We start from the raw sequence: 11230 nt of genomic DNA, 5'->3' as shown, positions 1-11230 counted from the left end.
GTGTGGATGAGATGCTGGCAGAGCTGGATCGAGAAGATACTTTGAGTTTGTCACCTGAAGATCGGGAGTTGCTGGCAGAAATTTACCCTGAGCTATTACTTCCTGATAGCACTTTAACAGACGCTGAATTGCAGACGATCAAGGCGATCGAAGAGGATATGGGTTCAGAGGATGTTGAAGTCATAAAAGTACTCAACGAAATACTGGGTGAAATGGATCTGAATAAACAGGAATCTTTGTTTACCGAGGAAGAGTTGGAGGCCATGCTGAAGGATTCTGGGCTGAATGAATTGGTTGAAAAGGTTTTGGATTCCCGCAACGAAGAAGATCCTGAAGATACTCTGACACCGGAAGATCTACCGCCTGAACTGGCTAAAATAAAAGAAAAACTGGATGCTCTGGATACCCCGGAGCTCTCACTGTTGGCTCGTAAGCTTGAGCAACAGCTGGAAGATCATACCCAACAGCTTGATGAGGCTATGAGGCTGACTCGCCTTGATTCTAATATTTCTGACGTAGACAGTGAGGTGAGTGATAGTAATGACTCTGGCTACGATACTGAACTGGTAGATGATTTGGATGAAGCGTTTTCATCACTGAAAAGAGAAGATCTGGACGGTATTCTGGATCAGCAGCAATTGTCTGATCTTTTTACTTCAGTGATCACTCCCGTTTGGGAAAAGCACCTTGAACAGGATGAAGTTGAAACTCTGCTACTGCAAACGGAGCTCAGGTTACAAGATAAAAGTTCGCTGGCGGATGCCTTGAAAAATCTGGCTGAAGCGCCTGAATTGAAAGAGTTAAGTCGCCCACTGCTTACGGTTGCGCGTCAGGCCGAGAAAGGAAAACTACCGGATTCTATGGAGAAGCTTGAGCGCATGTTGGATGATCCAATGGAAAAGCTTCCTTCGGAAATGAAGCTCGAGTCATCCCCACTGCAGCGATCCAATGCCATGAGAAAAAAGAAACGGAAGAAACAGCCTCCCTCCTCTCCTCCATTGGTAAGCTGAACGATCTACTCTCAGACGGAAGTCTGATATAAGCTTTCCCTTCATCATGAGAAAACGTTGAGCCTGTCGTAGCGAAATTCTCAAAGCCTCTTATTCATTCAGGAAGTGGACACTTGTTGGAACTCTGTGCTGTTAGTGATATTGAAAACCCTGGAAGCAAAGGCTTCGAGACGGAAAAAGGTTCCATTTTTGTTGTTCGCCAGAATGATGAAGTGTATGTCTATGAAAACAGCTGTCCACACTTTGGTATCAACCTGGAGTGGCAGAAGGATCGCTTTCTGGACAGTGAAAAACGACTGATTCAATGCGCGACACACGGAGCATTATTTTTAATCGATTCAGGAGAGTGTGTGGCAGGCCCCTGTCCGGGGGACAGGTTGACCTCTATTCCCAGCACAGTCGAGAAGGGGATTGTGTACCTTTTATGAAATAAAAAACTAAGGGGGATGTTTTGATTGCTCTGTCGAGCGGGCTGAGTCATAGACGACAGGAATGCCAAAATATCTCGAAGTCCCCGCTATAACTGGAGCATCAACTCTAATAATTAATGCTAATTTATTTTTACTTTGAATAAAGTGGCGAAGATAGAGATGATGCTCACCAGGTTGTTTGCCCGCATAATCGTTATTTATTGCTTGGCTTATTCCTTGCAACTCTTCTCCGACGATCATCCTCCCGTCAACCAGTTGATGATTACCCATGACCCGGTTTGGGTGAAGCTGGTTGATAGAAACATTAACGTCTATTCATTGCAGCTCAATGGACAGAAGAGAATTCGTTTATCTGAAGACGGTGACTCAGCTGTCATTGAGACACCTCTAGCGATTTATCGACAAACTGAGAAAGGATTAAAAGTTCCTTTACCGCTTCCTAAGTCAACTGTTCAAGCCATTGTCGGGTATCTGACGTCTTCTGGTGCAGAACACTCCCTCTCTGATGTGAGTATTACTGAAGAGTGGCTGTCGAAGCACAGCCGCTTTAGTTTGAATACAGCCATTACTGAAGAATGGTTGATGCCTGGCACACTTCTCTATGCTGAAAATGTGTCTGGAAACCCGGAAGGGTTCATCCTTTATCTGGGTCAGGGCTTGGGTTTGTTCAAATCCGAAGGCATTTACATCGTCGACATCAAGGTATTATTCGAGAATCGACCGTTGGTCTCTGGCAGTCCGAATGTTTTCATCGTCCATGAACCTCCATTATTGGACGACATTGTTCTTGAGGGTGGTGTTGTGCCTCACATGCTTTATGGAACAGCCTGGAAAAAAGAAAAAACCGAAGATTTCGTCATAGAGGCATTGAACGAAGGGTTCAAAGGGCTCGACTCTGCCAATATGATCAAACATTACAATGAAACCTCTGCCGGTATCGGGCTGGCGAAGTTCAAGGCTCAACCTCCCTGTGATAAAGGCTGTGATGGAGAACGTACTTGTTCAACTGTTTCTCCACAAGCCGCATTCATACAAACCAAATTCTCACCCGCGCAGGATGACCCTTCAGCTTATGATGCCAGTGCTTCTATAGCAGAGCAGGTCAGGCAGTCTATGGATTCCTCCCTGACCAAGTTTAATCAGACCAGGCTGGACTCTCTGGTATTACACAGCCCTTATTACTTTGAAGTAGATACTCTGGAGGCTTGGGGAGCCATGGAAAAGCTGGTGGATGAAGGTAAGGTCCGCTACATAGGTGTAAGTAATACCTCCATTGAAAACCTCCAGTCGCTATACCAGCAGGCAAGCATAAAGCCCTCTTTTGTTCAGAATCGTTGTTGTCACCGTACTTTTGATGCAGAAGTTCGGCGCTTCTGCCGTGATCACGGCATCCTTTATCAAGCATTCTCGTTGTTGAATGCAACAGGCTGGGATTCCTCAGCGCCAGAGAAAGTGAAGGAAATAGCGGCGAAGTACAAGCTGACAACAGCACAGGTGGTTTTTCAGATGGCGCTGCGGATGGGGGTGATGGTTTTAAGTGGAACAACATCAGAGCAACATATGAAAGACGACCTGAACAGCGGCTCCAGTCTACTCAGCTATGAGGATTTTCTGTCCGTCAGGGAGTTATTTCTCAAGCCCTCTGGCGACTAAAATGTGCTGGCAGACGTACGCAAAAAGTCGTGTACGTCTGTCATGGTTTTATGGTTCCCCGAGGTGAGATTTCTGCTTGAGAATATCCCTTCTCTGCTTCTTGTCAGGTCTGCGATCTGGCCTTGGGGCCATAGTGCCTCGCATAGCTTTACGTTGTTCTGCAGCTTTTTCTCGGGACTCGAGACTGGCGGCAGTTTCTTCGTAGAGCTGCTGTGCCAGTTCTGCTTTCTGACGTTTGTCCGAGAGCTCGCGAACAATCACAACCCTTTCGTCCCATCCAGTACGCAGTTTCAGCTCATCACCCACTTTGGGTTCCTTGCCGGGTTTGCAGCGCTGACCGTTAAGGTGCACTTTGCCGCCTTCAATGGCTTCCTTGGCAATGTTGCGGGTCTTATAAAAGCGCGCAGCCCAGAGCCATTTGTCCAGGCGTACTTTGTCTGACTTTTTCTGTTTGTCTTGATTCATTACACATGCTTATAGCGAAAGAAAAATAGTTTTCAGCAGCCGTTACTACAGACATTGGTGCAAGAAAACTATTTTTCAAGGCTTATCAGAGCCTAATAAGCTCACGAAAGTCTTCAACAGCCTGATATTGACCGGTGTCTTTGGCGCCCTGCTTGCTGTCCGGGTAGCGGATTGCCAGCAAATGGGCAATGCCATAAGTTCTGGCAGAATCCAGAACCGGGATGCTGTCATCTATGAACAGGGCCCGCTCCTTATCCGTTCCTATATCGGCTTCCAGGTTGTGCCAGAAAGCCTGGGTTTCCTTGGGGTAGCCGTAATCATGGGAGCTGATTAACTTGTCAAAGTAGTGGGCCATGGAAAGTCTTTCCAGCTTCAGCGACAGGCTGTCCCGGTGGGCATTGGTGATCATGATCACTTTTTTGCCCCGGTCGCGGATATTTTGCAGGAAACTGTCGGCATCCGGTCGGAAGCTGATCAGATGAGCAATTTCATGTTTCAGCGCTACGATATCCAGATCCAGCTCTCTGGCCCAGTAGTCCAGACAATACCAGTCCAGCTTGCCATAGGTTTGAGCCATACGTGGGTGCAGTTCATCTTTCGACTGCTCTATGGAGATGTTGTGCTTCTCTGCATATTTTTGGGGTACGTACTCCATCCAGAAGTAGTTATCAAAGTGGAGATCCAGCAGGGTACCATCCATATCGAGGAGCACGGTATCTATAGCCTTCCAGTTAATCATAATCACCTCGACTTTTTTCTGTGGCCATCATGACTCAACCCGCTACTGAACCGCAATCTTTCTATCATAATGCAGCTTTTATCGGGCTATGCAGTCTTTACTAAATTTTGGAGCAGGCTGTACTTATGCCCATGGCTGCCTGTTAATCAGTGCTATTGTCCACTCATAGCTTTATATTATTGGCGCAAGGCTGAGTGAATTGAGTGTACATCGACGTATGTATAAAAACGGCTGTAAAATAGGCAGGGAATCATGTCAGAAAAACCGGTCATCAAAGCGTGTCGTGAAATTGCACGCAGTCGCCTGTTCAGAATAGAAGAACTGGAACTGAAATTCTCAAACGGTGTTGAGAGAACCTATGAAAGGCTGGGCACTTTTGGCACTGGACACAAAGCTGTCATGGTGGTGCCGTTACTGGACAATAATCGCTTTTTGATGATCCGTGAATATGCCGGTGGTACGGAAGACTATCAGCTGACCCTGCCCAAGGGGCTGGTGGAACCGGGTGAAACTCTGGAAGAAGGCGGGAACCGGGAGCTAAAAGAAGAAGTAGGCTATGGCGCCCATCAATGGAAGCACTTGAGTGAGTTTACCCAGTCCCCTAACTACATGAAGAGCCGAATTCACTCCATGGTAGCCTGGGATCTCTATGAAGAGAGGCTTGAGGGAGATGAACCCGAACCTCTGGAAGTGGTTGAGTGGTCCTTTGACCGCTTGCTGGAATTGAATGACAGACCTGATTTTTCGGAAGCCAGGGCATTGGCAACATTGTTTCTGGTAAGAGAGAAAATTCAAGCCGGATGGCTGGAGGCCCCTGATGTTTGACGATCAACAGATTCAGGCTTTGAAGGAAATTGCCCGACAGGCTGGAGAAGCCATCCTGACAATTTATCATCAGGATGATCTGGGTATTCAGCACAAGTCTGACAAAACCCCTGTCACTCAGGCTGATCTGAAGGCCAACGAAGTCATTGAGCAGGGTCTTAAGGCGTTGGATGTCCAGTACCCTATTCTCTCGGAAGAATCGGAGCATTCTGATTATACGGTTCGCAGTCAGTGGCAGCGTTACTGGCTGGTGGATCCATTGGATGGCACACAGGAATTTATCAATGGGAACGGCCAGTTCACTGTCAATATTGCTCTGATGGAAAAGTCAGAAGATGGTCGAAGCTATCCGGTGCTTGGAGTGGTTTATGTGCCCACAGAGAATACGACTTACTGGGGTGGAAAGTCCCTTGGTGCTTTCAAGCAAACTGATGACGGGCCAACAGTCAGCATCGCTCCGCGCCCTTTTCAGCCAGAAATAGAAGCAGTTACTCTGGGAAGTCGAAGCTACCGGACAGAGAGGGCTGCAGCCTTTGCCGAGAAACTGAAGGCGATCTATCCCAATCTGGAAGAGAGACCGGTTGGCAGTGCTTTGAAAAGTTGTCACGTTGCTGAAGGTCTGGCGGATCTCTATCCACGGCTTGGTCCTACGTCAGAATGGGATACGGCTGCCGCTCAGGGCGTGGTAGAAGGTGCTGGAGGTTTGCTGCTGGACCCTCATGGCAAGCGTTTTTCCTACAACTTCAAGGAAAGCCTGCTTAATTCCGATTTTCTGGTCGTGGGCGATCGCTCCCAAAACTGGCGGAAGATCTGGAACCCTATCGTTTTAATCGGTCTTTAAAATACGTATCGAATTTTGTCGGCTTCTACCACGGTGGGTTTATTAGGGTCCTTCATAACCTCACCTCTAATGATCGTAGGGGAGCCGAAGAGCAGACCTTTTTGAGGAATGTCATCGTTTTCGATCTTAATCTGGATCTCTCCGGTTTTATCCCTGAACAGGTAAGTAGAGCATTTCAGCTTTTTGATAATCTGGCCGGAGAGCCTGACCAGCTCTTCATCATCCCCTTTTTCAATCACCTGATCGATGCTCTGTTTTTTATAGGCATGAGTATCTGCAGAAGCTGCAGGAGAGGGGAGAGGGAAATAGTTTTCTGAAAAGGCGGGCAGGGACAACAAACAGAGACCGCAGAAAAAGAGTCCTTTCATTGAAATCATCCTTTGACTGTCTATTGTTCAGAATAGACTAGCGGATGGCTCTCTGAAGCTGGCGTAAGTTTACTTTTTTAATCGAGCTTTCAAGGTCAAATTATTGTGCAAAAAATACTGGTGAGCGCCTGTCTCCTGGGTGATCCGGTTCGGTATAACGGCAAAGCCAAAACAGCGGATCATTTCTGGCTGAAAATGTGGCATAAAGAAGGGCGTATTGTTTCTATCTGTCCTGAGCTGGAAGGTGGCTTGCCTGTGCCCAGACCTCCGGCAGAAATTGTTGAAGGCTTTGCTGGCTGTGTCATTGATGGTTCTGCAGAAGTGGAAACCGAATGTGGCCAGAATGTCACCAAGCCTTTTCTGGCGGGTGCTAAAAAAGCACTCCAGTTATGCCAGAGATACGATATTCAAATTGCTATTTTGACCGAAGGCAGTCCCTCATGTGGCAGCTCAAAGGTCTACGATGGTTCTTTTTCCGGGCGAAAGATTGCCGGTCAGGGGGTCACCTCGGCTTTTCTGGAAAGACATGGTGTCAAAGTGTTCAGTCAATTCCAATGTGAGGAAGCCCATCAATGTCTAAGCAGGATTGAGCAGCAACTCATGAGTGTGACCCTTTGATAGAAACCCGATAGTGATGAGCTGATTCAAGCCGGCACAAGTGCTACTATCGGTCACTCTACCGACTCAAAACAACAATAACAGTGAGTTGTCTCTATGCTTATCCTTCGCATCGCTCTGGGTTGCTCTGCCTTGGGTTATCTGATTTTTATGGATTCTCTTTCGGGTTTAACCGGAGCATTCCTGAAAGCCTTACCTGTTTTTCTCTTGATGGCTCTGGTCGTTTTGAAGGCTGAGCCAAAGTGGAAGCCCGGGTTACTGATGGCTCTACTGTTTTCAGCGGGGGGAGACCTGGCTTTGGCGCTACCGGAGTATCTGGATCAGAGCTTTATGGTAGGGCTCGGCAGCTTTTTGATTGCTCAGCTTACTTATGCCACCCTGTTTTGGCGTCATCGCGTCATGAACGGCTCACGCAACCGATATGCCTTTGCTTTTCTGCCTGTGGCCGCCTGTGTAGCACTGGTAGTCGTGCCATTCAGTGGCTCCATGATGGGTCCCGTCGTGATTTATCTGCTGGCCATCAGCTTTATGGTAGTGGGTGCTGCTCTTTGCCATAAGCCCCTGGGATGGCTTTTCCTGGGGGCATTGACCTTCGCACTGTCAGACACCTTGTTGGCTATCAACAAGTTTGTAGTAGCGCTGCCTGCTGCTGGCCTTCTTGTCATGTTGACCTATTATTGTGCCCAGATTCTGATCATTGAAGGTGCACTTAAAGAAAGGTCCAGTCACTGAATGTGGCGGCCTGACCCTTGTATTCACCCTGCGCATCATAAAGATTCCAGACCAGCGCCTGTTCAATCATAAACCGGCGCCCGGTGCTGGAAATGCGAACACCGGAATAGTTGCTGATAAAGCCATTTTCAGTCACTTCTTTTAGGAGTCGAGCTCTTTCTTCCCTGTTAGGTTGCTCTGCGGAGTGTCTGGAAGGCAGTTGAGTAAGCGTGCTCCAGTCCATTTCAAAAAGAGACTGGGCAGTCTGGTTGCCATAACAGAAGACAGGGTCATTTTCTGTCCCGTGGGATAAAAGAACCGATGAATGTTCGTAAAGCTTTTTACCCAGCTCAGGATCATTCAACGGCAGCCCACAGAGCAGCTCTGAGGTCAGCTTGAAGTAGCTGGTAGCCATGAGCAGCCCCCGTTGCTGGAGAAAGGAATTTTGAAGAGAGGTCATAATTAGCCCTGATGGATAAAGGAATGGTCGATCGACCAGAAATAATAATTCTGCATGGAGTTAGCTGTCTGTCAGGGATGAATTGTACACGCAGCCTTGGTGTGACAGGCGATTGCAGTGAAGCAAAATAGAAAAAAGAGCCTAAACTGAATCAGGATTCTGTTTTTTATTTTTTTAATAGCAACCTTGATGAAGGCTTTTCATGGCAAAGTCTATTGATGAGATCGCTAAGTTGGCAGGCGTCTCGGTCACATCGGTGCGACTGGTTATTAACGGCCAGGACAAGAAATATCGCATCAGTGAAAAGACCAGAGCCAGAATTCAGTCCATTATTGATGAGCATGGCTACTATATCAATCAGACTGCCCGCAGTCTTAAACTGCAGAAAACGCAGACTTTAGGACTGGTGGTTCCCCGTCTGACCAACCCCTTCTTCTCTCAGCTGACCGAGGCTCTGGAAATACGCTGCAGAGAGTGCGGTTATCAGCTGATCACTGTCTGTTCAAGAGATGAGGCCGAGCTTGAGAAACAAGTAGTTGAGAACCTCATCTATCGAAGTGTGGATGGGCTCTTTGTGACTTCAAGTTACCGTGAAAGACAGAGCGAGCTTATGGAAAATAATCATGGCAAGCCTGTTGTATTTTTGGATCGGGATTTTGGTACTCCTGATATAGCCGTTGTCTCAACCAATAACCTGGACGGTGCAAAGCTGCTTGGACGGAAAATGGCCCGACAGCTGGAAGGGCGAAACCTGACCTTTATGGGGGCGGATGACTGGTTGCCAACCATTCAGGACAGACTTGAAGGATTGAAAGCAGGGCTGAAGGAAGAGGGTTACTCTCTCTTGGACAAGAATGTGCTCTATGCCGGAAGAATCAGCAGAAGTCATGGTTATCAAAAGATGGCTGAGTTATACAAAAGCCTGGGGAGAGCACCTGAAGCCTTGGTAACCTCTGCACTGCCTGTTCTCGAAGGGTGTCTTGAATACCTGAAGAAAGAGCATGGTGGGATTCCCCATGACATGCTGATTGGTTCATTTGATGATCATGCCATGCTGGGCTTTTTGCCCAATAAAGTCTTTTCTGTTCGCCAGAATGCAACAGAGTTGGCACTGGAAGCCTATCGTATTCTGGAAGCCAAGATTCTGAAGGAAGAACTTGAGCAACAGAAAAGAGTGATCATGCCTGACTTGATCACTTATTGATTGTTTTATGAGCTTCCGGACTGCCGATATCAGAAGAACGATGTTCTATTAACGGTTGGAAAAGCATGCTCCTGAAGCTCATTCCCTCTGGCTTTTTCTCCAGGCAGGCGCGTAAGCCTGAGGGCGTCTTTGGCCGCTATTTGATGAGTTATCTGTTCCGAAAAGGGAATGAAGCTCTGAATCGAATGGTGCTGAGTCACATGGAAATTACGGAAACAGATTGTGTTCTGGAAGTTGGTTTTGGCCCTGGCAGCCTGATCAAGGCACTCTTAGAAACTGCCCCTGGTTGTAGAATCTACGGCATCGATTTTTCTCGCACTATGTTGCAAAGCGCCAGCAAGCTGAATCAGAGCGGCATCACTTCAGGACAAGTTCAGTTAATACTTGCAGACAGTACTCATTTGCCCTTCCCTGACCATTCTTTCAATAAACTCTGTACGGTCAATACAATCTATTTCTGGTCGAACCCTCAGCAGCAACTCAAGGAGCTCTATAGAGTGCTCAAGCCGGGCGGGAAGCTGGTGATAGGCTTCAGGGACGCAGAAACACTGGATTCGCTTAACCTGGATAGACAGGTATTTCAGCTCTATTCCACGACAGAAGTGACTGAACTACTGAATCAATCCGGTTTTGATTACGCTCAGAGCTTTCAACGGTCTGATGGCCCATTGCCATCCAAAGTGGCAGAAGGAATTAAGGCGAAGGTTTAGCAATGACCTGCTTTTAAAAGTGTTCGCCATTTTCATAATAGAGTTTGGGGTCAAAAGTACTGAATCGAACGCAGACATCCAGAGCCTCATTCTTACCCAACTCTGAACACTCGTTGTGTTCAGGCCACTGAAACGTAAATGAGGCATGAGATACACCTGTGAAATCAATCGCTGGGTTCTAGTCTAACATTTTGTTATCCATTCACACTGAAGGAATAGCTCTATGAGCACATTACCTGACCATGTCGCTGCCTATAAACAGACACCGGTTTTCAGCCAGGATTCAATACCCGCAGGCCTGCTTAAAACCCACAGAACCAAACAGGGGGTCTGGGGGTTGTTGCAGGTTCTTGAAGGTACAGTCATTTTTTGCCCTGAGCAGGAAGGCGCTGAAAAAATCAAGCTCTCATCTGGAGAGCAGTGGGTGATTGAGCCTGAACAGGAGCATCATCTGGAGTTGGATGGGCCTGTCTCCTGCTTTGTAGAGTTCTACAAGTAGACATAATCAATGCTAGTTAAGCAGAACACATCTTTCTGAAACATCTCCAGGATATTAACGTCTATTGTCGTTAAATAATCTTAAGATAGTGCCGAAGAAGTGTTACTTTTTTCGATGCATTGAAAAAAATGACAACCGCCTTAATATTAAGCACAATCCTCTGACAGGTTTGGCTCTTGTACTGCTGAATCTTGCTTCTATAGTTTTCAACAACAATGCAATAACAACGGGAAAGCGATGAAACATTTCATTTTCGCGGCGGCTCTCTGTGCCTCCTCAACAACGGTTCTTGCAGCTGGATCATCCTGGTCTTATGGTGGAACGGAAGGCCCTGAATACTGGGGCGATCTCAGCAATAAATATGAACTCTGCAAGACGGGTAAGAACCAGTCGCCCATTAATCTGGATCATTTTATCGAAGCGGATCTCAAGCCTCTTGAAATTAACTACAGTATTTTCCAATCCTGAAATGAGCCTGAAGGCAGGTACTACTACCTAACCCTCGGCTTGTCGCTCATGAACTAATTGAAACAGGATTTCTCTGGCTTGTTGCAGCTTTCTGGCCGCTTCATTATCGGTCATGGCTTCCGCTTTGTCCTTTAGTTGGTCCAGTGTAATCCCTTCTTTCAGGTACTGTTCTGGTTCCTTCAGTGACAGGAACTTTTCGTAAGGGGTCATCATGTTTTCATAGCGGTA

At 47.1% G+C, this 11230-nt stretch carries 16 protein-coding genes; 11 read left to right on the top strand and 5 right to left on the bottom strand.

The window, feature by feature from the left end; genetic code table 11:
- The 3 genes from WG89_RS31345 to WG89_RS23705 all read left to right on the top strand — a co-directional run.
- Positions 1–1010, top strand: a 1010-nt coding sequence (locus WG89_RS31345) for a hypothetical protein (protein ID WP_172806906.1), incomplete at its 5' end; no start/stop codon positions are given.
- A gap of 113 nt (positions 1011–1123) precedes the next feature.
- The gene (locus tag WG89_RS23710) at positions 1124–1438 is read left to right on the top strand and encodes a Rieske (2Fe-2S) protein (protein ID WP_062270186.1); all 315 of its coding nucleotides are present in this window, start codon (positions 1124–1126) and stop codon (positions 1436–1438) included.
- Positions 1439–1600: 162 nt separating this feature from the next.
- Positions 1601–3094, top strand: a complete 1494-nt coding sequence (locus WG89_RS23705; RefSeq protein WP_079254013.1) for an aldo/keto reductase family protein — start codon at positions 1601–1603, stop codon at positions 3092–3094.
- Positions 3095–3142: 48 nt separating this feature from the next.
- On the opposite strand, the gene hslR is transcribed toward WG89_RS23705, so the two are convergent.
- Complete coding sequence (hslR, locus tag WG89_RS23700; protein ID WP_062270184.1) at positions 3143–3559, bottom strand: ribosome-associated heat shock protein Hsp15; 417 nt, start codon at positions 3557–3559, stop codon at positions 3143–3145.
- An 85-nt stretch (positions 3560–3644) separates the two neighbouring features.
- Entirely contained in the window at positions 3645–4298 is a 654-nt protein-coding gene (gene yrfG, locus WG89_RS23695) for a GMP/IMP nucleotidase (RefSeq protein WP_062270183.1), read from the bottom strand.
- A gap of 252 nt (positions 4299–4550) precedes the next feature.
- Here yrfG and nudE point away from each other — a divergent pair, with 252 nt between their 5' ends.
- A complete protein-coding gene (gene nudE, locus WG89_RS23690) occupies positions 4551–5123 on the top strand; it encodes an ADP compounds hydrolase NudE (protein ID WP_062270182.1) in 573 nt (190 codons plus the stop codon).
- Positions 5116–5964, top strand: coding sequence for a 3'(2'),5'-bisphosphate nucleotidase CysQ (gene cysQ / locus WG89_RS23685; protein WP_062270181.1), 849 nt, complete (start codon positions 5116–5118; stop codon positions 5962–5964). Before nudE ends, cysQ begins: the two co-directional genes overlap by 8 nt.
- On the opposite strand, the gene WG89_RS23680 is transcribed toward cysQ, so the two are convergent.
- The gene (locus WG89_RS23680; protein ID WP_062270180.1) at positions 5961–6332 is read right to left on the bottom strand and encodes a NirD/YgiW/YdeI family stress tolerance protein; all 372 of its coding nucleotides are present in this window, start codon (positions 6330–6332) and stop codon (positions 5961–5963) included. The two genes, cysQ and WG89_RS23680, sit on opposite strands and share 4 nt — an antisense overlap.
- Before the next feature lie 105 nt (positions 6333–6437).
- On the opposite strand from WG89_RS23680, the gene WG89_RS23675 reads away from it, so the two are divergent.
- Together WG89_RS23675 and WG89_RS23670 are read left to right on the top strand one after the other, a co-directional pair.
- Positions 6438–6950, top strand: coding sequence for a 2-thiouracil desulfurase family protein (locus WG89_RS23675; protein ID WP_062270179.1), 513 nt, complete (start codon positions 6438–6440; stop codon positions 6948–6950).
- A gap of 96 nt (positions 6951–7046) precedes the next feature.
- Positions 7047–7682: a lysoplasmalogenase gene (locus WG89_RS23670; RefSeq protein ID WP_062270178.1), complete on the top strand. Its 636-nt coding sequence runs from the start codon at positions 7047–7049 to the stop codon at positions 7680–7682.
- On the opposite strand, the gene WG89_RS23665 is transcribed toward WG89_RS23670, so the two are convergent.
- Positions 7660–8076, bottom strand: a complete 417-nt coding sequence (locus WG89_RS23665; RefSeq protein WP_245662969.1) for an MEKHLA domain-containing protein — start codon at positions 8074–8076, stop codon at positions 7660–7662. The two genes, WG89_RS23670 and WG89_RS23665, sit on opposite strands and share 23 nt — an antisense overlap.
- Before the next feature lie 247 nt (positions 8077–8323).
- Between WG89_RS23665 and WG89_RS23660 the strand changes: the two genes are divergently transcribed.
- The 4 genes from WG89_RS23660 (at position 8324) to WG89_RS23645 (ending at position 11002) form a co-directional block, all read left to right on the top strand.
- Positions 8324–9325 carry a LacI family DNA-binding transcriptional regulator gene (locus WG89_RS23660; RefSeq protein ID WP_062270176.1) on the top strand — a complete coding sequence of 334 codons (1002 nt, stop codon included), beginning with the start codon at positions 8324–8326 and terminating at the stop codon, positions 9323–9325.
- Positions 9326–9390: 65 nt separating this feature from the next.
- Entirely contained in the window at positions 9391–10035 is a 645-nt protein-coding gene (locus WG89_RS23655) for a class I SAM-dependent methyltransferase (RefSeq protein WP_062270175.1), read from the top strand.
- Positions 10036–10258: 223 nt separating this feature from the next.
- Positions 10259–10534, top strand: coding sequence for a TehB family protein (locus tag WG89_RS23650; protein WP_062270174.1), 276 nt, complete (start codon positions 10259–10261; stop codon positions 10532–10534).
- 237 nt (positions 10535–10771) lie between these two features.
- On the top strand, positions 10772–11002 hold the full coding sequence (locus WG89_RS23645; RefSeq protein ID WP_062270173.1) for a carbonic anhydrase family protein: 231 nt from the start codon (positions 10772–10774) through the stop codon (positions 11000–11002).
- A gap of 27 nt (positions 11003–11029) precedes the next feature.
- On the opposite strand, the gene WG89_RS23640 is transcribed toward WG89_RS23645, so the two are convergent.
- Positions 11030–11230 (bottom strand): hypothetical protein (locus WG89_RS23640; RefSeq protein ID WP_062260213.1); only part of this gene is annotated, 201 nt, incomplete at its 5' end.

This window comes from Endozoicomonas arenosclerae, from assembly GCF_001562015.1.
Classification (GTDB): domain Bacteria; phylum Pseudomonadota; class Gammaproteobacteria; order Pseudomonadales; family Endozoicomonadaceae; genus Endozoicomonas_A; species Endozoicomonas_A arenosclerae.
This window is presented reverse-complemented; position numbering and strand designations above follow the sequence as displayed.

Bases quoted from the DNA above. Each gene is read 5' to 3' on its own strand.
- WG89_RS23705 (WP_079254013.1), top strand. From the start codon at position 1,601: ATGATGCTCACCAGGTTGTTTGCCCGCATAATCGTTATTTATTGCTTG.
- WG89_RS23650 (WP_062270174.1), top strand. From the start codon at position 10,259: ATGAGCACATTACCTGACCATGTCGCTGCCTATAAACAGACACCGGTT.
- WG89_RS23680 (WP_062270180.1), bottom strand. From the start codon at position 6,332: ATGAAAGGACTCTTTTTCTGCGGTCTCTGTTTGTTGTCCCTGCCCGCC.
- nudE (WP_062270182.1), top strand. From the start codon at position 4,551: ATGTCAGAAAAACCGGTCATCAAAGCGTGTCGTGAAATTGCACGCAGT.
- WG89_RS23655 (WP_062270175.1), top strand. From the start codon at position 9,391: ATGCTCCTGAAGCTCATTCCCTCTGGCTTTTTCTCCAGGCAGGCGCGT.
- WG89_RS23660 (WP_062270176.1), top strand. From the start codon at position 8,324: ATGGCAAAGTCTATTGATGAGATCGCTAAGTTGGCAGGCGTCTCGGTC.
- WG89_RS23645 (WP_062270173.1), top strand. From the start codon at position 10,772: ATGAAACATTTCATTTTCGCGGCGGCTCTCTGTGCCTCCTCAACAACG.
- yrfG (WP_062270183.1), bottom strand. From the start codon at position 4,298: ATGATTAACTGGAAGGCTATAGATACCGTGCTCCTCGATATGGATGGT.
- WG89_RS23670 (WP_062270178.1), top strand. From the start codon at position 7,047: ATGCTTATCCTTCGCATCGCTCTGGGTTGCTCTGCCTTGGGTTATCTG.
- WG89_RS23665 (WP_245662969.1), bottom strand. From the start codon at position 8,076: ATGGCTACCAGCTACTTCAAGCTGACCTCAGAGCTGCTCTGTGGGCTG.
- hslR (WP_062270184.1), bottom strand. From the start codon at position 3,559: ATGAATCAAGACAAACAGAAAAAGTCAGACAAAGTACGCCTGGACAAA.
- cysQ (WP_062270181.1), top strand. From the start codon at position 5,116: ATGTTTGACGATCAACAGATTCAGGCTTTGAAGGAAATTGCCCGACAG.